The organism is Kitasatospora gansuensis, assembly GCF_014203705.1.
GTDB lineage: Bacteria > Actinomycetota > Actinomycetes > Streptomycetales > Streptomycetaceae > Kitasatospora > Kitasatospora gansuensis.
Window position 1 is genome coordinate 5,470,768 of record NZ_JACHJR010000001.1, and the last position, 19,531, is coordinate 5,490,298.

At 71.1% G+C, this 19,531-nt stretch carries 15 protein-coding genes and 1 pseudogene; 5 read left to right on the forward strand and 11 right to left on the reverse strand.

The features are described 5' to 3' along the window. Positions 1-50: 50 nt before the first annotated feature. The 3 genes and pseudogenes from F4556_RS24445 to F4556_RS24455 all read right to left on the reverse strand — a co-directional run. Positions 51-1,223, reverse strand: a complete 1,173-nt coding sequence (locus tag F4556_RS24445) for an MFS transporter (RefSeq protein WP_184919580.1) — start codon at positions 1,221-1,223, stop codon at positions 51-53. A gap of 57 nt (positions 1,224-1,280) precedes the next feature. Further along, complete coding sequence (locus F4556_RS39765) at positions 1,281-1,811, reverse strand: GNAT family N-acetyltransferase (RefSeq protein WP_376775802.1); 531 nt, start codon at positions 1,809-1,811, stop codon at positions 1,281-1,283. Further along, positions 1,785-3,080 (reverse strand): annotated as a pseudogene (locus tag F4556_RS24455) (DUF6271 family protein); the annotation flags it as partial. The pseudogene F4556_RS24455 and the gene F4556_RS39765, both read right to left, overlap by 27 nt. A gap of 234 nt (positions 3,081-3,314) precedes the next feature. Between F4556_RS24455 and F4556_RS24460 the strand changes: the two are divergent. Both F4556_RS24460 and F4556_RS24465 read left to right on the forward strand, forming a co-directional pair. Then, positions 3,315-4,379: an ATP-binding protein gene (locus F4556_RS24460; RefSeq protein ID WP_184919582.1), complete on the forward strand. Its 1,065-nt coding sequence runs from the start codon at positions 3,315-3,317 to the stop codon at positions 4,377-4,379. Further along, a complete protein-coding gene (locus F4556_RS24465; protein ID WP_184919584.1) occupies positions 4,376-6,148 on the forward strand; it encodes a vWA domain-containing protein in 1,773 nt (590 codons plus the stop codon). Before F4556_RS24460 ends, F4556_RS24465 begins: the two co-directional genes overlap by 4 nt. Positions 6,149-6,162: 14 nt before the next feature. Here F4556_RS24465 and F4556_RS24470 read toward each other — a convergent pair whose 3' ends face one another. From F4556_RS24470 to F4556_RS24480, 3 genes are all read right to left on the reverse strand, one after another. Beyond that, positions 6,163-6,900 (reverse strand): hypothetical protein, encoded by a 738-nt coding sequence (locus F4556_RS24470; RefSeq protein ID WP_184919586.1) that lies wholly within the window; start codon positions 6,898-6,900, stop codon positions 6,163-6,165. A gap of 286 nt (positions 6,901-7,186) precedes the next feature. Next, positions 7,187-7,444, reverse strand: a complete 258-nt coding sequence (gene rpsT / locus F4556_RS24475) for a 30S ribosomal protein S20 (protein ID WP_184919588.1) — start codon at positions 7,442-7,444, stop codon at positions 7,187-7,189. A gap of 132 nt (positions 7,445-7,576) precedes the next feature. Continuing rightward, a complete protein-coding gene (locus F4556_RS24480) occupies positions 7,577-7,882 on the reverse strand; it encodes an antibiotic biosynthesis monooxygenase family protein (protein WP_184919590.1) in 306 nt (101 codons plus the stop codon). Positions 7,883-8,070: 188 nt separating this feature from the next. Between F4556_RS24480 and lepA the strand changes: the two genes are divergently transcribed. Further along, a complete protein-coding gene (lepA, locus tag F4556_RS24485; RefSeq protein ID WP_184919592.1) occupies positions 8,071-9,942 on the forward strand; it encodes a translation elongation factor 4 in 1,872 nt (623 codons plus the stop codon). 51 nt (positions 9,943-9,993) lie between these two features. On the opposite strand, the gene F4556_RS24490 is transcribed toward lepA, so the two are convergent. The 3 genes from F4556_RS24490 to F4556_RS24500 are packed head-to-tail and all read right to left on the reverse strand — an operon-like array spanning position 9,994 to position 12,544. Next, positions 9,994-11,067 carry an NAD(P)/FAD-dependent oxidoreductase gene (locus F4556_RS24490; RefSeq protein WP_184919594.1) on the reverse strand — a complete coding sequence of 358 codons (1,074 nt, stop codon included), beginning with the start codon at positions 11,065-11,067 and terminating at the stop codon, positions 9,994-9,996. A 55-nt stretch (positions 11,068-11,122) separates the two neighbouring features. Beyond that, positions 11,123-12,019 carry a sigma-70 family RNA polymerase sigma factor gene (locus F4556_RS24495; RefSeq protein WP_313068566.1) on the reverse strand — a complete coding sequence of 299 codons (897 nt, stop codon included), beginning with the start codon at positions 12,017-12,019 and terminating at the stop codon, positions 11,123-11,125. Between the two features lie 18 nt (positions 12,020-12,037). Continuing rightward, positions 12,038-12,544, reverse strand: a complete 507-nt coding sequence (locus tag F4556_RS24500; protein WP_184919596.1) for a MarR family winged helix-turn-helix transcriptional regulator — start codon at positions 12,542-12,544, stop codon at positions 12,038-12,040. A 61-nt stretch (positions 12,545-12,605) separates the two neighbouring features. On the opposite strand from F4556_RS24500, the gene F4556_RS24505 reads away from it, so the two are divergent. Next, positions 12,606-13,535 carry an EamA family transporter gene (locus F4556_RS24505; protein WP_184919598.1) on the forward strand — a complete coding sequence of 310 codons (930 nt, stop codon included), beginning with the start codon at positions 12,606-12,608 and terminating at the stop codon, positions 13,533-13,535. Positions 13,536-13,607: 72 nt separating this feature from the next. Here F4556_RS24505 and F4556_RS24510 read toward each other — a convergent pair whose 3' ends face one another. Together F4556_RS24510 and F4556_RS24515 are read right to left on the reverse strand one after the other, a co-directional pair. Beyond that, positions 13,608-15,602, reverse strand: a complete 1,995-nt coding sequence (locus F4556_RS24510) for an ABC transporter ATP-binding protein (RefSeq protein ID WP_184919600.1) — start codon at positions 15,600-15,602, stop codon at positions 13,608-13,610. Further along, positions 15,599-17,332 carry an ABC transporter ATP-binding protein gene (locus F4556_RS24515; protein WP_184919602.1) on the reverse strand — a complete coding sequence of 578 codons (1,734 nt, stop codon included), beginning with the start codon at positions 17,330-17,332 and terminating at the stop codon, positions 15,599-15,601. Before F4556_RS24515 ends, F4556_RS24510 begins: the two co-directional genes overlap by 4 nt. 279 nt (positions 17,333-17,611) lie before the next feature. On the opposite strand from F4556_RS24515, the gene F4556_RS24520 reads away from it, so the two are divergent. Further along, the gene (locus tag F4556_RS24520) at positions 17,612-19,507 is read left to right on the forward strand and encodes an AMP-dependent synthetase/ligase (RefSeq protein WP_184919604.1); all 1,896 of its coding nucleotides are present in this window, start codon (positions 17,612-17,614) and stop codon (positions 19,505-19,507) included. Positions 19,508-19,531: the final 24 nt, after the last annotated feature.

The following is a 19,531-nucleotide window of genomic DNA, read 5'->3' on the forward strand; positions in this document are numbered from 1 at the left end:
CGGGCACCCGGGCGGGCCGCCGGTACGAGCGGGCGGGTCTACAGTGCCGGTCACACCTCGGCGAGGGCCTGCCAGCGGATCCGGGTGCTGCACAGCGAGACCAGCCCGGCCGAGGCCGCGACGGCGGCCATGCCCCAGACCAGGCTGCTGCCGTCCGCGATGAAGCCGATGACCGCCGGGCCGGCCAGCAGGCCGATGGTGCCCATCGCGGCGACCAGCGCCAGCGCGTCCGGGCCCTGGCGGGCGGCGGCCACGTAGACGCACGGGGTGATCGCCGCGGTGCCCAGGCCGACGCAGGCGAAGCCGATCAGCGCGGGGACGACCCCGCCGACCAGCAGGGCGGTGGCGAGCCCGGCGCCGGCCAGCGCGCTGCCCGCGACCACGATCCGGCCGTCGCCCCAGCGGGCGCGCCAGCCGTCCGCGAAGATCCGGGCCAGCACCATCATCCCGGAGACCACGGCGATGCCCAGCGGTGCGACCTGGGCCGAGGCGCTGACCACGTCCTTGAGGTAGAGCGTCGACCAGTCGTTCATGGCGCCTTCGGTGATGGTGCCGAACACCATCGCCAGGCCCATCCAGACGGTCACCCGGGTCGGCAGCGTCAGCCCGCGCTTGGCGGGCTGCTCACCCGGCTCCGCGTCCTGCGCGGGCTGCTGATCACCCGTCAGCAGTCCGGACCGGGTGAGCCCGACCGCCAGGAGCAGCAGCACGGTGGTCACGCCGAAGTGCACGGCCAGCGCCGAGGTGAAGAAGGTGACGCCGGAGGCGACCAGCGCGGCGGCCAGCGAACCGGCGCTGAAGGTGGCGTGGAACCTGGCCATCGCGGTGCGCCGGTACTCGACCTCGAGGGCGGCGCCCTGGGCGTTCATCGCGACGTTCAGGAAGCCCACCGCCACCCCGTCCAGGCAGATCACCAGCAGGGTGACGGGGTAGTTCGGCGTCACGGCCAGCACCAGCAGGATCACGGCCAGCGCGAGGGCGGCCAGCAGCGACAGGCGCCGTGAGCCCAGCCGCCTCATCGCCGGCGCCACCAGCGGGTAGGAGGCCGCCGCGCCCACGCCGCCGGCCATCAGCAGCAGCCCGAGCTGCGCCTCGGTGAGGTCCAGCTCCGTCTTCAGCGCGGGGAGCCGGGAGACCCAGGTGGCGTACTGGAACCCGAGGAAGAAGAACAGCGCGGCGATCGCCAACTGGGCTCTACGGAAGGGGTCGTGAACGCGGAGCATGTGTGAATCAGCCTTCTTCGTCTTCGGTGGGGGTCTTCGAGCTCGGGGGCGGACCGGTCAGAGCGCCTTGGACATGTAGACCGCCTCCGCGCCGTAGCTCGCCGGGAGTTCGACCTCCCGGTGGGCGGTGTAGCCGAGCCGGGCCCAGAGCACGTGGCTGCGCTGCACGGCGACCATGGAGAGCCGCTCGAAGCCCCGGGCGCGCGCGGCCGCCTCGATCTGCCGGACGAAGTGCGGGGTCAGCCCCCGGCCGCGCAGTTCCTCGGTGATCACGAAGTCGTGCGCGTGCAGGTTCTCCGAAGCGAAGCCCGAGGTCTCCGCCAGGCTCAGGTCCGGGCACCGGCCCAGCGGGTACGGCAGGGCCAGCAGGTAGCCGCCGAACTCCCCCTCGTACTCCAGCGCGAAGCACGTGGCGGGGGAGACCGCGGCCCGCGACCGCAGCGTCTCGCCGCCCTCGGAGAGGCCGCTCTCGGCGTAGGCGCGGGCCTCCAGCGCCACCAGCTCGTCCCAGTCCCGCTCGACCAGCGGACGGATCCGGATGCCGTCGCCGGGCGCCCGCTCCAGCCCGACGGCCCGGGCGGCCGCCACCAGGGGACCCCAGGCGTCGATCAGCCGCGCGAAGGACTCGATGTCGGCCTGCGCCTCGTCCAGCAGGCGGTCCCGGAGCGGTGCCAGGTGGTCGGCGAACTCGGCGTACTTGCCGCCCAGTTGGCGGTAGCAGCGGTCGACCACGTCCAGCCGCCGGACGTTCTCCGCCCGGTCCGCCCCGGCGGTCTGCCGGGCGAACTCGGCGATGGCCGCGGCGCGCACGTGGTGCTCCGCGTCGAGCAGCGCGGGGCCGGCCGCCTCCAGGGCGAAGTAGACGGGGTGGAAGTAGAGCATCGACAGCAGGAACTTCACGAACCGCACCTGGTAGGCGAGGAACCCGTCGCCGGTCCGCCGTTCCGGGGTGTAGTAGTTGACGATGTGCCGGTTGTGCACGACCGCCGGGAGCGGGGCGTGCCGCACCACGTGCAGCAGGAAGTAGTCGCTGCCGATGGTGGCGGTCGCGGGCGGCAGCGGGACGCGCTCGTACAGCTCGCGGTCGAAGCCGATGTTGCACATGTCGATCCGCCAGATGTCGGGCACGTCCAGCACCGACACGTCGTGGGTGAACGGATCGGTGCCACCGCCGATGAAGGACTCCTCGACCAGGCCGTCGATCTCCTCCCGCGACCACTCGGGCGGGGCCCAGAGGCTGACCACCTCGTGGTAGATCGCGGGGTCCAGTTCGCGGATCTCGCCGACGTCCACGGACAGTTCGCCGATGAAGGAGCTGCCGACCATGGAGACCGGCTTGGCCCCGTGCGCCGGGTCGAGCGCGTTGTCCGTGACACCGTCGGCCGCGTCGGTGCCCGTCCTGCCGAGCGAGAGCAGCTCGTGGTGGATCGGGAACACCGGTTCGCCGTCCAGGAGTTGGTAGCCGCTGTCCGAGTCCCGGCGGTGGATCGAGGCGCAGCCGAGTGCGCCGGCGATCAGGAACGCCCGGTTGGTGCAGGCGCCGTAGGAGACGGCGTCCGGGAGCATCAGGTCAAGCAGCAGCTCCGGGTCGGCCGCGCCGGAGCGGTCGATCACCGTCCGCAGGAAGTCGCGCTGGGCGGCCTCGTCGAGGTGGTGCACGATCACGTGCGGCAGCACCGGCAGCTCGCCGACGGCCTTGGCGTGCTCGGTGAAGGTCGACTCGTCGGAGGAGTCGAGGATCAGCAGCCTGACCTCGACGCCGAACTGCTCGGCGGCGTAGGCGGCTTCCGCGCCGATGTCCGAAATCGTGGTGGTGCAGGCGCGGTTGGTGGGAAGGGTCAGGCAGATCCTGCGCAAGTCGGTGCTCCGCTTCACGTGTCGGGCGTTGCGCCAGTGTGCCAGAAATTGGACTAGACCAACTAGGCTCTTCGGCGGAACACTGCCCGGACGGTCCCCCCGGATCCGGCCAAAAGGGCAGACCGCGAAGGCCGGTGACCACGGATCGGACGCGCGGAAAACAAGGTGCGGCCCGTCGGGGCGTCCCGCAGACTGGCGCGGAATCCCCCCGAAAACTCCGAAGGAGTCCCCGCCTTGCAGGGTGCCGTCACCGTCTCGCCGTCCCAGGTCCCCGAGCTGCTGCTGGGCCTGGCCACCGTCAGGCCGGTGTTCCTGTGGGGCGCGCCGGGGATCGGGAAGTCCTCCCTGGTACGGGAGTTCGCCGACTCGCTCGGGCTGGAGTGCGTCAGCCTGATCGGCACCCAGCTGGCACCGGAGGACCTGATCGGCATCCCGCAGATCACCCCGGAGGGGCGGTCGCGGTTCTGCCCGCCGGAGTCGATCGCCCGGGACGAGCCGTACTGCCTCTTCCTGGACGAGCTCAACGCGGCCACCCCGGACGTGCAGAAGGCGTTCTACTCGCTGATCCTGGACCGCCGGATCGGCTCGTACGAGCTGCCGCCGGGCTCGATCGTGATCGGTGCCGGGAACCGGTCCACCGACGGGGCGCTGGCCCGGCCGATGGCCTCGGCGCTGGTCAACCGCCTGGTCCACGTCCACCTGCGGGCCAGCGCCACCGACTGGCTCGACTGGGCCGGGGCCAACGGCATCCACCCCTGGGTGGTCGACTACCTCACCGACCGCCCGGACCACCTGTGGTCCGCACCGCCGAAGACCGAGGAGCCGTTCTCGACCCCCCGGGCCTGGCACATGCTCTCCGACAGCCTGCACTCCTTCGGCCCGACCCTGGACGAGACGACCCTCAAGGTGCTCGCGCACGGGCTGCTCACCCCGCCGCACGCGGTGGCGTTCTGCGGCTACGCGAAGATCGTCCGCAACTCCTACGGCCTGGACGCGATCCTCAAGGGCGACGCCCGCTGGCCGCACCGGCTGGAGGACCGCGACCTGCTCTACTACCTGGCCGACTCGTTCCGCGGCCGGCTGGTCAAGGAGCTGCCGGCCCGCAAGGAGCACGCCTCCAACTCCCTGCGCCAGACCGCGTTCCGGGCCAAGACCCTGCTGGTCCAGCTGGCCGAGATCTCGGTCGAGGTGGCCCAGACGGTGATCGCGGACGGTCCGGACGGGAACCCGGTGCTGCCCGCCTGGTTCCTGATCGAGGCTGCCCGCGACCTGCCGCGCCTGGTCGAGGCCCGCCGGTGAAGCCCGCCACCCCGCAGCGGGACCCAGTGGCGGAGGCGTTCACCGAAGGGCTCGGGCTGCTCCGTGGCAACCACGCCTTCGCCGCCCTGAACTTCACGGTCTGCCGGGACCAGGACTGCGAGCAGGCCCCACCGGACGGCTGGGCCGTGGTCGACTCGGCCGGCACCGTGCACGCCAACCGCCGGCGCCGGGCCGAACCGGCCGAGTGGGCCTGGGTGTTGGCGCACTGCCTGCTCCACCTCGGCTTCGGCCACGTGCCCGCCGAGCGGGGCCGCCGAACCGCCCCGGACGCGTACCTGCGGACCGCCCGGTGCGCCGTGGTGAACCGCTTCCTGGCCACCTTCCCGACCGGCCGCGCCCCGTTCGAACTGCCGCCCGCCGTCCCGGCCGGTGACGAGGAGGAGCTGGCCGCCCGCTGGCGCCGGGACGGGCTGCCCCGGATCCCCGGCACGGGCGGCGGCAGCCCCGACCAACTGCTGGTGCCCTGGCCCAACTGGTCCGAACCCGAGGACTGGACCACCGCCTTCGCCGCCGCGCTCACCCGCACCATGTCCGCCGCGATGGACGTGGCGGGCGGCCGCCGCGAGGAGCTGACCGGCGAACGGCTGCCCGAGCGCCCGTGGACCAGGGCGCTCAACTGGTTCATCTCCTCCTACCCGCTGCTCGGCGGCATCGCGGCCGGGATCACCCTGGTCGCCGACGCCGAACTGGCCCGCGCCCAGGGCATCTCGGTGGCCGCCGTGAACGCCGAGGCCGGGGAGATCTACCTCAACCCGCTGCGCCACCACACGGACGGGGAGTGGCGGTTCATCCTGGCGCACGAGATGCTGCACGCCGCCCTGCGGCACGGCGAGCGCTGCGGAGCCCGCGACCCGTACCTGTTCAACGTCGCCGCGGACTACGTGATCAACGGCTGGCTGTTGGAGATGGGCATCGGCGAGATGCCCGAAGGGCTGCTGCACGACCCGCAGTTGGCGGGCCTGTCGGCCGAGGAGGTCTACGACCGGATCGTCCGCGACCAGCGCCGGATCCGCCGGCTCGCCACCCTGGCGGGCAAGGGGAAGTCCGACCTGATCGGCGAACCGCTGGGCCGCCCGCGCGACTACGTGGACCTGGACGACTTCTACCGGCGCGGCCTCCAGCAGGGTTTCGAGCTGCATCAGCGCGAACGCGGCCTGCTGCCCGCCGGGCTGGTCGAGGAGATCCGCGCACTGGCCCACCCGCCGCTGCCCTGGGACGCACAACTCGCCCGCTGGTTCGACGAGTTCGTGCCCTCCCCGCAGCCGGTCCGGAGCTACGCCCGGCCGTCCCGCCGACAGGCCGCCACTCCCGACATCCCGCGCGCCGGACGGTACTTCCCGCCGGAGGAGGTGGCCTGCTGCACCTTCGGCGTGCTGCTGGACACCTCCGGGTCGATGAGCCGTCAGCTGCTCGGCAAGGCGCTCGGCGCGATCGCCTCGTACGCCGCCGCCCGGGACGTCACCGCCGCCCGGGTGGTGTTCTGCGACGCGGCCCCGCACGACGCCGGGTACCTGCCCACCGACGAGATCGCCGGCCGGGTCCGGATCCGCGGCCGGGGCGGCACCGTCCTCCAGCCGGGCGTGGACCTGTTGGAGCGGGCCGAGGACTTCCCGCCCGGCGCCCCCGTCCTGCTGATCACCGACGGCGAGTGCGACGTGCTCCGGGTCCGCCGCGAGCACGCCTACCTGGTCCCGCAGGGCGCGGGGCTCCCGTTCACCCCGCGCGGCCCGGTCTTCCGGATGCGCTGACGGTCGACCCGGCGTCAGAGCCCGGCCAGCGCGCGGAGCACGTCCCGGCTGTCCATCAGCAGCGCCTGCCGCACGGTCTCCCGGTCGGGGGCGACGGCCTTGCCCTCCTGGTACGAGCCGGACCAGCTCAGGTAGTACGTCAGCCCGCCGTCCCGGACGTACAGCACCTGGGTGAGGTAGTGCCAGGTCCGGTCCGAGCTGCTCCGGTCGTCCAGGTAGCCGACGTACGCCTGGTCGCCCAGGTCGGGAACCTCGGTGATCAGGTACTTCCGCTGCCGCAGCCCGGACTGCTGGGCGTCGAACTCGGCCCGGGGGTTCACCTTCCGGTGCAGCTGCGCCTGCATGTAGAGCGAGGAGTACTCGGTCTCCCCGGCGCTCTTCTTCAGGTACTTGCTGCAGTACATGTCGTCCAGCGCCGCGTGCCGGGTCGAGTAGTGGTACGGCGTGCCGGACTGCGCGGGGTAGAGCTGGGTGAAGCGGCTCAGCTTGGCGGTGGCGCAGAGGTCCTCGACCACCCGGTAGTCGCCGATCTCGGGCGCGGGCCCGTCCGGGAGGACCACGATGCCCGGCACGGTCAGCACCGCGACGGCCCAGACCGCCGAGGTCAGCAGCGCGCTCAGCACCCCCCAGAGCAGCGGACGGCGGCGCCGGGGCCGGGCGGTGGCCCGGGGCGGCGGCCCGTACGGCAGCGGGGTGGGGAGGCCGGGGAACACCGGACCGGTGTCCGTCGGTGCCGGCAGCTGATGCGACATCTGATGAGCCCCCAACCGGGATGCGTGCTGGCCACGTCGGAGCGAACCCTATCGGTGAACGCAAGGTGGCAGAGGGTGAGGGCACACCCGTACAGACGGCGACAGGCGCCGTAGCCGGAGCTACGACGCCTGTCGTGTACCGCACCCGCGTGGCGAACGCAGGCCGCGTGCGGTACGGAGTCCTACGCCTCACGAGTTCCGGGTAGAGGGCCGGAAAGTTGACGTGAGGGCTGGTCGTCGGAGGCGGGTAGAGGGCCGCCGTGCCCGTCGACCGGGGGGCCGAACGTCAGGCCGCGGCACGCTTGGTGATCGCGGACTTCTTGTTGGCGGCCTGGTTCTTGTGGATGATGCCCTTGCTCGCGGCCTTGTCGAGCGCCTTGGAGGCGGCCCGGGCGAGCTCGGTGGCCTTCGCGGTGTCGCCGGCAGCGGCGGCCTCGCGGGCCTTGCGGATCGCGGTCTTCAGCGAGGACTTGACGGCCTTGTTGCGCAGGCGCGCCTTCTCGTTGGTCTTGTTGCGCTTGATCTGGGACTTGATGTTCGCCACGAAAATAGCCTCAGTCTTGAGTCGAGAGATTGAACGGGTTGCACCGGACGGCCGCCGGCAGGCTGAGAGGGCATGCCGGTGCCAGGTGCAGCGGCCAACGCTACCAAAGCCGACAGCCCCGGCCCAAACCGGCTACGCCGTGAGCAGCGCCTCGCTGTAGTGCTCGACCTCGGGGAAGGGCTCGTAGAAGCGGTGCAGCAGCTCGCGCCACCGCTGGTACTCGGCCGAACGGCGGAAGCCCTCGGTGTGGTCCTCCAGGGTCTCCCACTCCACCTGGAGCAGGAAGCGTGAGCCGCGGCCCTGGTCCAGGCAGCGGCGCAGCTCCAGCGAGCGGAAGCCGCGCTGGACCGCGATCAGCGGCCGGGCCTCGGTGAAGGCGGCCAGGAAGTCGTCTTCCAGGCCCGGGCGGACGTCGAGCAGTGCACTCTCCAAGATCATGGAAGCCGATCCTGCCGCAGCCGGGCCGCGCAGCGGAAGAGCTGGACACCGCGCCGGTCCGGGCTCGTGGGAAGATGGCAGGAACCATTTCGATCGGACGAGACCGTCCGGTCCCCGGGAAGCCGCTCGGCGCCGTCAGCGCCGGGCCGGAGCGCCCGGCCCCCGGACCCACGGAGAATCGGACCAAGGTGCCCGCGACCCCCAGCAATGTGCCACAGCCCAGCCGTACCGACCCGGCGCTGATCCGCAACTTCTGCATCATCGCCCACATCGACCACGGCAAGTCCACCCTCGCCGACCGGATGCTCCAGATCACCGGCGTGGTGGACCCCCGGCAGATGCGCGCCCAGTACCTCGACCGGATGGACATCGAGCGCGAGCGCGGCATCACCATCAAGTCGCAGGCGGTCCGCCTCCCGTGGGCGCCGACGGTCGGCGAGGGTGCGGGGAAGACCCACATCCTGAACATGATCGACACCCCGGGCCACGTGGACTTCACCTACGAGGTGTCCCGTTCGCTCGCCGCCTGCGAGGGCACCATCCTCGTGGTGGACGCGGCCCAGGGCATCGAGGCGCAGACCCTCGCCAACCTGTACCTGGCGCTGGAGAACAACCTCACGATCATCCCGGTCCTCAACAAGATCGACCTGCCGGCCGCCCAGCCGGAGAAGTACGCCGCCGAGATCGCGCACATCATCGGCTGCGAACCCGAGGACGTCCTGAAGGTCAGCGCCAAGAGCGGCCTGGGCGTCGCGGACCTGCTGGACCACGTGGTCGCCAAGGTCCCCGCGCCGGTCGGCGTCAAGAACGCCCCGGCCCGCGCGATGATCTTCGACTCGGTCTACGACACCTACCGCGGCGTGGTCACCTACGTCCGGGTGGTCGACGGCGAGCTCACCAAGCGCGAGCGCATCCAGATGATGTCCACCGGTGCGACGCACGAGCTGCTGGAGATCGGTGTCATCTCGCCCGAGCCGAAGATCTCCGACGGCCTCGGCGTCGGCGAGGTGGGCTACATCATCACCGGTGTGAAGGACGTCCGGCAGTCCAAGGTCGGTGACACCATCACCTCGATGCACAAGGGTGCGACCGAGGCGCTGGGCGGCTACAAGGACCCGCGTCCGATGGTGTTCTCCGGCCTGTACCCGCTGGACGGCAGCGACTACCCGCTGCTGCGCGACGCCCTCGACAAGCTCCAGCTGAACGACGCCGCCCTGGTGTTCGAGCCCGAGACCTCGGTCGCGCTGGGCTTCGGGTACCGCTGTGGCTTCCTCGGGCTGCTGCACCTGGAGATCGTCCGGGAGCGGCTGGAGCGCGAGTTCAACCTCGACCTGATCTCCACCGCCCCCAACGTGGTCTACCGCGTGGTGATGGAGGACGGCAGCGAGCACACCGTCACCAACCCGAGCGAGTTCCCGACGGGCAAGATCTCCGAGGTGCACGAGCCGGTGGTCCGCGGGTCCATCCTGGTGCCCAACGAGTTCGTCGGCGCCGTGATGGAGCTCTGCCAGAGCCGTCGCGGCAACATGCAGGGCATGGACTACCTCTCCGAGGAGCGGGTGGAGCTGCGCTACACCCTCCCGCTGGCCGAGATCGTCTTCGACTTCTTCGACATGCTGAAGTCCAAGACCCGTGGCTACGGCTCCTTCGACTACGAGCCGATCGGCGAGCAGACCGCCGACCTGGTCAAGGTCGACATCCTGCTGCACGGCGACCCGGTGGACGCGTTCTCCGCGATCGTGCACAAGGACAAGGCGTACAACTACGGCGTCATGATGGCCGGCAAGCTGCAGAAGCTGATTCCCCGTCAGCAGTTCGAGGTGCCGATCCAGGCCGCGATCGGCTCCCGGGTGATCGCCCGTGAGACGGTCCGCGCGATCCGCAAGGACGTCCTCGCCAAGTGCTACGGCGGTGACATCTCGCGGAAGCGGAAGCTGCTGGAGAAGCAGAAGGAGGGCAAGAAGCGGATGAAGATGGTCGGCCGGGTGGAGGTCCCGCAGGAGGCCTTCATCGCCGCACTGTCCACCGACGCGGACGCCCCCAAGGGCGAGAAGAAGTAACGGTGACACCGAAGGGCCCGGTCCAGGCGGACCGGGCCCTTCGGCGTACCGTCAGCGCAGCCCCCACAGGACACCGTTGACGATGAGGCCCTTGATCAGACGCGCGGTGGTGCCGGTCAGGACCTTCGGCTTCATCGAGTCGTCCTTGTGGACCAGCTGGACCAGGCCGTCCTTGCGGCCCAGGCTCAGGCAGTGGATCACGTACCCGAAGTCGAACGGCTTGTCGGTGCCCCCGGTCAGCAGCTTGCCCAGGTAGACGCCCATCGGCTGGGCGGTGGCGCAGCTCATCCGCAGCTCGCCGACGCCCTCGACCACGACCTGGGCCGCGTCGCCGATCACGTACACCTCGGGGTGCGAGACCGAGCGCAGGTGGGCGTCCACCACGGCCCGGCCGTCGGGGGTGACCGCGAGGCCGGCCTCGGCGGCCAGCTCGCGCGGCTCCATCGAGGCGGCCCAGACGACCAGGTCGGCGTCGATGGTGCCCTGGTCGGTGCGGAGCCCGGCCGCGGTCACGGCGGTGACGGCCGACCGGTCGTGCGCCTGGACCCCGAGCCGGCCGAACACCCGGTTTACGTGCGCCCGGCCGTTGGGGGAGAGCCAGCCGCCGACCTGGCCGGCCGCCACGATCCGGATCTGCCAGGCGGGGTGCGCCTCGGCCAGCTCGGTGGCCAGCTCGATGCCGGTCGGGCCGCCGCCGACCACCGCGACGGTGCCGGGCTGCGCGGCGGTGCGCATCCGCTCGGCCAGCTCGGCGGCCCGCTCGGCCGGGTAGGCGTGCTCGGCCGCGCCGGGGATGCCGTGCAGGGCGGTGCGGCTGCCCAGCGCGTACACCAGGGTGTCGTAGCTCAGCGCCTCGCCGGAGTCCAGGAAGACCTTGCGGCCGGCCAGGTCGAGCTCGGTGACCCGGGCCTGGCGGTGGGTCACCTGACGGCCCCGCAGCACCTTGGCCAGCTCGGGCCGCTGGGCGGGCCGGCCGGCCGCGGCCTCGTGCTCGCGGACCCGGTGCAGGAACCGGCTCTCCGGGGCGACCAGGGTGACCCGGTGCTGCTTGCCGATCCGGGCGGCCGCCGCCAGGCCCGCGTAGCCGGCGCCGATCACGACGATGTGCTGCTGCTGACCGGTCATCTCGTCCTCCTGCGAAGCGTGTTCGTTGCTTACGGGAGGTGGACGGCGCAGCCGCTCAGGATGTGACAGTGAGCTGGGTCACATGGGTCAGCTTCTCCGGATTGACCACCGTGTACGCGGCCGTGATCCGGCCGTCCTCGACCGCGAAGGCGATCACGCCCAGCACCCGGCCCTCGGCGTCGTGCCAGGCCAGGCCCGGTTCGCCGTTCACCAGGACGGGGCTGCCGGTGACGTTCGCCGGGCCGAGGAACTTGGCGTAGAGCCCGGCCACCAGACGGGAGACCTTGTCCGCGCCGAGGATCGGGCGGACGCCGGCCGAGACGATGCCGCCGCCGTCCGAGTGCCAGACCACGTCCGGGTCGAGCAGGGCGACCAGCCCCTGGAGGTCGCCCTCGGTGGCCGCCGTCGCGAAGGCGGAGACCACCTGGCGGTGCGCCACCTGGTCGACCGCGCCGCGCCGGCCGCCGGTCTTCACCCGGCGCCGGGCACGCGAGGCCAGCTGGCGGGTGGCGTCCGGGGTGCGGTCCAGCGAGCCGGCGATCTCCTCGAAGCCGATCGAGAACACGTCGTGCAGCACGAAGGCGGTCCGCTCGGCCGGGGTGAGCTGCTCCAGTACCGCGAGCAGCGCCATCGACACCTCCTCGCCGAGCTCGGCCAGGTGGGCGGGGGTGTCCTCCTCGGAGACCAGCGGTTCGGGCAGCCACTCGCCGTAGTACGCCTCGCGGCGCACCCGGGCCGAGCCCAGCTGGTCGTAGCAGAGCCGGGTCACCACGGTGGTCAGGAAGGCGCGCGGCTCCTCCACCTTGCTCCGGTCGGTGGACCGCCAGCGCAGCCACGCCTCCTGCAGTACGTCCTCGGCGTCGGCCACCGACCCGAGCAGCCGGTACGCCACCGAACCCAGGTAGCGCCGCAACGACTCGAAGACATCCACCCCTGATGCGTCGTCAATCACGTCCGGAACCGTACCCGGTCAGCTCCCGGCCGACGCCAGCAGGCGGCGGAGCAGGGCGTTCAGGGTGGCCGCCTCCTCGGGGGTCAGGGTGGCCAGCACCCCGTCGTAGACGCCGATGTTGGAGCCGATCATCCGGTCCGCCAGGTCGAGCCCCTCCGGGGTGAGGGTGATCCGCAGGCCCCGGCGGTCGTTCGGGTCGGGGGAGCGGGTGACCAGGCCGGCCCGCTCCAGCTTGTCCAGCCGGCCGGTCATGCCGCCGGTGGTGAGCATCAGGGTGGCGGTCAGCTCGCGCGGGGAGAGCGTGTACGGGGCGCCGGAGCGGCGCAGCGTGCCGATCACGTCGAACTCGCCGGTGCCGATGCCGAACGCGGCGTGGGCCTGGCCGAGCTGGTCGGTCACGGTGCGGGAGATCCGGAATATCCGGCCGAACACCTCCATCGAGTCGGTGGAGAGGTCGGGGCGGACCGTGTTCCACTGCGCGGCGATCGCGTCCACTGCGTCCGGGGGCGGAGGGCTCTGGCTCATGGCAAAAGTCTGCCACAGAAAAGAAGCTTGACGGCAAGTAGCTTAGTGCTAAGTTACTTACATGCTTCCGACCTCCAGGGGCACCCTGGCCCTCACCGCTCTGGCCCCGCTCGTCTGGGGCTCCACCTACCTGGTCACCACCGAGTACTTGCCGCCGGACCGGCCGCTGCTCACCGCCACGCTCCGGGCGCTGCCCGCCGGGCTGGTCCTGCTGGCCGTCACCAGGCGCCTGCCGAAGGGCGGTTGGTGGTGGAAGGTCGCGCTGCTCGGCACGCTCAACATCGGGCTCTTCCTCGCCCTGCTGTTCGTCGCGGCCTACCGGCTGCCCGGGGGAGTGGCCGGGGTGCTCGGCGCCGTGCAGCCGCTGCTCGCGGCCGGGCTGGCGATCCCGCTGCTCGGCGAGCGGCCCGGCGGGCGGGCCCTGCTGGCGGGGCTGGCCGGAGTCTTCGGGGTCGCGCTGGTGGTCCTCAAGGCCACCGCCCAACTGGACACCATCGGCGTCCTGGCCGGCCTGGCCGGGGCCGGGGCGATGGCGGTCGGCACCGTACTGACGAAGCGTTGGGGACGCCCGGAGGGCGTCGGCCCGCTGGCCATGACGGGCTGGCAGCTGACGGCGGGCGGGCTGCTGCTGCTTCCTGCGGCCTTGCTGGTGGAAGGCATGCCGCCGGCCCTGACCGGCACCAACCTGCTCGGCTACCTCTACCTCGCGGTGCCCAACACCCTGGTGGCGTACTGGCTCTGGTTCCGCGGCATCGGCAAGCTGCCCGCCTCCTCGGTCGCCTTCCTCGGCCTGCTCAGCCCGGTCTCGGCCACCGCGATCGGCTGGATCGCCCTCGATCAGGCGCTGACGCCCGTTCAGCTCCTCGGCATGGCCATTGCCCTGGGCAGCACGGCAGTAGGAGCACTCTTCGGCACCCGCGTTCGGCAGACAGGGGCTCGGGGAACTGCGACGCCGACCTCGCAAAAGGTCGCATCCCGCGTGCATGGCTAGGCACTTTCGCTCGTTGCCCCGCCAGCCACGAACCGTCGCCGTTCCCCGAGCCCCTGGGTAGTGCAACTTCCGTCAGTCGATTTCCGCGACCGCCTGGCTGAACTGCGCCGCGTAGAGCCGCGCGTACGCGCCCTTGGCCGCGATCAGTTCGTCGTGCGACCCCTGCTCGACGATCGAGCCGTCCTCCATCACCAGGATCACGTCCGCGTCCCGGATGGTGGAGAGCCGGTGCGCGATCACGAAGCTGGTGCGGCCGGTCCGCAGCCGGGCCATCGCCCGCTGGATGAGCACCTCGGTCCGGGTGTCCACCGAGGAGGTGGCCTCGTCCAGGACCAGGATGGACGGCTGGGCCAGGAACGCCCGGGCGATGGTGATCAGCTGCTTCTCGCCCGCGCTGACCCCGGCGCCCTCGTCGTCGATCACGGTGTCGTAGCCGTCCGGCAGGGTCCGGACGAAGCGGTCCACGTGCGCCGCCTTCGCGGCCTCGACCACGGCCTTCCGCGATGCGCCTTCGGCGCCGTACGCGATGTTGTCCGCGATGGTGCCGCCGAACAGCCAGGTGTCCTGCAGCACCATGCCGATCCCGGCCCGGAGTTCCTCCCGGGACATCGCCGCGATGTCCACGCCGTCCAGGGTGATCCGGCCGCCGGTGGTCTCGTAGAACCGCATCAGCAGGTTGACCAGGGTGGTCTTGCCCGCGCCGGTCGGGCCGACGATGGCGACGGTGTGGCCGGGCTCGACCTTCAGGGAGAGGTCGTCGATCAGCGGCTTCTCCGGGTCGTACCGGAACGAGACGCCGTCGAAGGAGACCAGGCCGCGGAGCACCTCGGGCCGCTCGGGGGCGAGCGGTTCGGCCGACTGCTCGGGGGCGTCCAGGAGTTCGAAGACCCGCTCGGCCGAGGCCACGCCGGACTGCACCAGGTTGGCCATGCTGGCGACCTGGGTGAGCGGCTGGCTGAACTGCCGGGAGTACTGGATGAACGCCTGCACGTCACCGATCGAGAGCGCGCCGCTGGCCACCCGGAGACCGCCGACCACCGCGACCAGCACGTAGTTGAGGTTGCCGATCAGCATCATCGCGGGCTGGATGATGCCCGAGATGAACTGGGCCTTGAAGCTCGACGCGAACAGCGCCTCGTTCTCCTGACGGAACGTCTCCGCGGCCTCCTGCTGCCGGCCGAAGACCTTCACCAGGGCGTGCCCGGTGTACATCTCCTCGATGTGCGCGTTCAGCGTGCCGGTGGTCTTCCACTGGGCGATGAACTGCGGCTGGGCCCGCTTGCCGACCTTGGTGGCGACCACCACCGAGACCGGGACGGAGATCAGCGCGATCAGCGCGAGCAGCGGGGAGATCCAGAACATCATCGCCAGCACACCGACGATGGTGAGCAGCGAGTTCACCACCTGGCCCATGGTCTGCTGCATGGACTGGCCGATGTTGTCGATGTCGTTGGTGACCCGGCTGAGCACCTCGCCGCGCGGCTGCTTGTCGAAGTAACTCAGCGGCAGCCGGGAGAGCTTGGCCTCGACGTCCTCGCGCAGCCGGTAGACCGCCCGGTTGATCGCGGTGGCGGCCAGCCGGCCCTGCAGGATGCCGAACACGGCGGAGCCGACGTAGAGCAGCAGGGCCCAGAACAGCACGGTGCCGATCGCGCCGAAGTCCATACCCTGGCCGGGGACGAAGTCGACCGCGCCGAGCAGGTCGGCGACGCCGCCCCGGTCGGTCTGCCGCAGGCCTTCGAGCACCTGGGCCTTGTCCATCCCGGCCGGGGTCTGCCGGCCCACCACGCCCGCGAAGATCAGGTCGGTGGCGTTGCCGAGCACCCGGGGGCCGGTCACCGCGAGGCCGATGCTGAGCACACCGAGCGTCAGCACGCCGAGCAGCAGCGGGCGTTCGGGGCGGAGCATGCCGATCAGGCGCTTGGCGGAGTTCTTGAAGTCGAGCGACTTCTCGGCGCCCTGGCCGCCCATGAACCGGCCCGGTCCGCCCGGACCGCGCCGGGCGGCGGCGGTCTGGGAGTCCGCCAGGGACTTCTTCGGGGTGTCCCCGCGGTCCGAGGTACTCATGCCGCCTCCTGCTCGGTGAGCTGGGAGAGCACGATCTCCCGGTATGTCGGGTTGTCGGCCATCAGCTCGTGGTGGGTGCCGCTGCCGACCACGGCGCCCTCGTCCAGCACCACGATCCGGTCGGCGTCCCGGATGGTGGAGACCCGCTGGGCCACGATCAGCACCGCGGCCTCGGCGGTCTCCCGGGCCAGCGCCTTGCGCAGTCTGGCGTCGGTCGCGTAGTCGAGCGCGGAGAACGAGTCGTCGAACAGGTACACCTGCGGACGGCTGACCAGCGCGCGGGCGATCGCCAGCCGCTGGCGCTGACCACCCGACACGTTCGAGCCGCCCTGGGCGATCGGGGCGTCCAGGCCCTCGGCCAGCTGCTCGACGAAGTCCTTGGCCTGGGCCACCTCGAGCGCGTGCCAGAGCTCCTCGTCGGTGGCGTCCGGCTTGCCGTAGCGCAGGTTGCCGGCCACCGTGCCCGAGAACAGGTACGGCTTCTGCGGGACCAGGCCGACCGTCTCGGCGATCAGCACCGGGTCGAGCTCGCGGACGTTCACCCCGCCCAGCAGCACCTGGCCGCCGGTGGCGTCGAACAGCCGGGGCACCAGGCCGAGCAGGGTGGACTTGCCGCTGCCGGTGGAGCCGATCACGGCGGTGGTCTGGCCGGGCCGGGCGATCAGGTCGATGCCGCGCAGCACCGGGGCCTCGGCGCCCGGGTAGCGGAACTCGACCGCGCGCAGCTCCAACTGACCCCGGGTCAGCAGCTTCGTCACCGGGTCGGTGGGCGGCACCACGCTGCTGTCGGTGGCCAGCACCTCCTGGATCCGCTCGGCGCAGACCTCGGCGCGCGGCACCATCATGAACATGAAGGTGGCCATCATGACGCTCATCAGGATCTGCATCAGGTAGGAGATGAAGGCGGTCAGCGCGCCGATCTCCATGTCGCCGGAGTCGATCCGGTGCGCGCCGAACCAGATCACCGCGACGCTGGAGACGTTCACCACGAACATCACGCTGGGGAACATGAAGGACAGCAGCCGGCCGACCTTGAGCGAGACGTCGGTCAGCTCGGTGTTGGCACCGGCGAAACGATCCTGTTCGTGACGGTCCTTCACGAAGGCCCGGATCACCCGGATCCCGGTGATCTGCTCGCGCAGCACCCGGTTCACCGTGTCGATCCTGGTCTGCATGGTGCGGAACTGCGGGCGCATCCGGCGGACCAGCACGGTCACCACGCCGCCCAGCACCGGCACCACGACCAGCAACAAGGCGGACAGCGGCACGTCCTGGTTGAGCGCCATCAGGATGCCGCCGAAGCACATGATCGGCGCCGCCACCATCAGCGTGAAGCCCATCAGCACCAGCATCTGGACCTGCTGGACGTCGTTGGTGGTGCGGGTGATCAGCGAGGGCGCGCCGAAGGAGTTCAGCTCCCGGGCGGAGAAGCTCTGCACCCGGTCGAAGACGGCGGCCCGGATGTCCCGGCCGATCGCCATCGCGGTCCTGGCACCGTAGAAGACGGCGGCGACCGAGCAGATCGCCTGCACCACGGTGACGCCGATCATCACCCCGCCGAGAGCCAGGATGTGTCCGGTGTCGCCCTTCACCACCCCGTTGTCGATGATGTCGGCGTTCAGGGCGGGCAGGTAGAGCGCTGCGAGGGTCGAGACGAGCTGGAGCAGCACCAGCAGGGTGATGGGCCGTGAGTACGGACCCAGATGGGCCCGCAGAAGTTTGATCAGCACCGTGACACTTTCGTAGTCGGCCGGGGGAGTCGCACCTCATTTTCCGGGTTCCGGCGCGCCGTGTGGGGGTTTACGGTGGCTCGACCAAGCGGTTTTGTACTGTCTTTGCACGGGATAACGGTCAGGGTGCCAGCTCCTTTCACCCCCTTACGGATCGGCCGTCGAGCCCCTAGGCTGCTGATTGCCAGCTTGTTACTCGCTGGTTAACCAAGCAGCCGGTCGGCAGGCCCCCACGCCACCGCGCTCCACCCTCGGCCACCCGCCCCCCGGAGGTCCTCGTTGAGTTCCGCGCAGTCCACGATCGACCGGCGTCCGCCCTCGGTGGCCCACCTCTTCCTGAGCCGTGTCGAGGCCACCCCGAATGGTGAGGCCTACCGGTTCCCCGTCCCCGTGGACGAGCACGCGGCCGACGGCGCCCCCGGCGCCGAGCAGTGGCGCTCGCTGACCTGGGCGCAGACCGCGGAGCGCGTGACGGCCGTGGCGGCCGGTCTGATGTCGCTCGGCATCGGTCCCGAGGACCGGGTCGCGCTCTCCTCGTCCACCCGGATGGACTGGATCGTCGCCGACCTCGGCAACATGTGCGCCGGTGCGGCGACCACCACGGTCTACCCGAGCACCAACGCCGAGGAGACCGCCTTCATCCTGGCGAACTCGGCCAGCCGCGCGATGTTCGCGGAGAACGCCGCCCAGCTCGCCAAGGTGGTCGCCCGCCGCGAGGAGCTGCCCGAGCTGCGTACCGTGATCCTGTTCGACGCCCCGAAGGGCGACGAGGAGACCGGCGGCCTCGAGGTCCTGTCGCTGGCCGAGCTGGAGCAGCGCGGCGCCGCACACCTGGCCGAGCACCCGGACGCGGTGACCAAGGCGGTCGAGGCGCTCGACCGCGAGCAGCTGGCCACGCTGATATACACCTCGGGCACCACCGGCCGCCCCAAGGGCGTCCGCCTGGTGCACGACTGCTGGGCGTACGAGGGCGTGGCCCAGCAGGAGAGCGGCCTGCTCCGCTCGGACGACGTGCAGTTCATGTGGCTGCCGCTGTCGCACGTGTTCGGCAAGACCCTGATCTCGGGTCAGATCGCCACCGGTCACGTGATGGCGGTGGACGGCCGGGTGGACCGGATCATCCACAACCTCCCGGTGATCCGGCCGACCATGATGGCCAGCGCCCCCCGGATCTTCGAGAAGGTCTACAACGGCATCGCCGGCAAGGCCCGGGCCCAGGGCGGCGCCAAGTACAAGATCTTCCTGTGGGCCGCCAAGGTCGCCCGGGACTACGCCCGGACCACCCAGGCCAACCGGATCGCCACCGGGCAGAACACCGCCCCGCTCGGTCTGACGATCCAGCACACGATCGCCGACAAGCTGGTCTACGCGAAGATCCGGGCGGCCTTCGGCGGCCGGATGCGCGGCGCCGTCTCCGGCAGCGCGGCGCTCGCCCCCGAGATCGGCTACTTCTTCGCCGGCGCGGGCGTGCCGGTGCTGGAGGGCTACGGCCTGACCGAGACCAGCGCGGGCTCCACGGTCAACCGCGAGGAGGACTACCGGGTCGGCACCGTCGGGCAGCCGCTGCCCGGCACCGAGGTCCGGATCGCCGAGGACGGCGAGATCCTGCTCAAGGGCCCCGGCGTGATGCGCGGCTACCACAACCTCCCCGAGCAGACCGAAGAGGTGCTGGAGGCCGACGGCTGGTTCCACACCGGCGACATCGGCGAGCTGGACGGCGGCTTCCTGCGGATCACCGACCGCAAGAAGGACATGTTCAAGACCTCGGGCGGCAAGTACGTCGCGCCCAGCGAGGTGGAGGGCAAGTTCAAGGCGGTCTGCCCGTTCGTCAGCAACATCCTGGTGATCGGCAACGGCCGGAACTACTGCACCGCGCTGATCGGCCTGGACGAGGCGGTCATCATGCCGTGGGCCGCCGAGCACGGCCTGGCGGGCAAGAGCTACGCCGAGGTGGTGGCCTCCCCGGAGGTGAACCAGCTGATCGAGGGCTTCGTGCAGCGCCTCAACGGCGAGCTGCAGCGCTGGCAGACCATCAAGAAGTTCACCCTGCTCCCGCGCGACCTGGACATCGAGCACGGCGAGCTGACCCCGAGCCTCAAGATCAAGCGCCCGGTGGTCGAGCGGACCTACGCCGACGCGGTCACCGAGATGTACGCGGGCACCGTCGAGGCGTGAGTCTTGTTGTCCGGTACGGTCCAC

Coding starts and splice junctions, on each gene's coding strand:
- F4556_RS24490 (WP_184919594.1), bottom strand. CDS start 11,067: ATGACCGGTCAGCAGCAGCACATCGTCGTGATCGGCGCCGGCTACGCG.
- F4556_RS24470 (WP_184919586.1), bottom strand. CDS start 6,900: ATGTCGCATCAGCTGCCGGCACCGACGGACACCGGTCCGGTGTTCCCC.
- F4556_RS24480 (WP_184919590.1), bottom strand. CDS start 7,882: ATGATCTTGGAGAGTGCACTGCTCGACGTCCGCCCGGGCCTGGAAGAC.
- F4556_RS24505 (WP_184919598.1), top strand. CDS start 12,606: ATGCTTCCGACCTCCAGGGGCACCCTGGCCCTCACCGCTCTGGCCCCG.
- F4556_RS24510 (WP_184919600.1), bottom strand. CDS start 15,602: ATGAGTACCTCGGACCGCGGGGACACCCCGAAGAAGTCCCTGGCGGAC.
- F4556_RS24500 (WP_184919596.1), bottom strand. CDS start 12,544: ATGAGCCAGAGCCCTCCGCCCCCGGACGCAGTGGACGCGATCGCCGCG.
- F4556_RS24445 (WP_184919580.1), bottom strand. CDS start 1,223: ATGCTCCGCGTTCACGACCCCTTCCGTAGAGCCCAGTTGGCGATCGCC.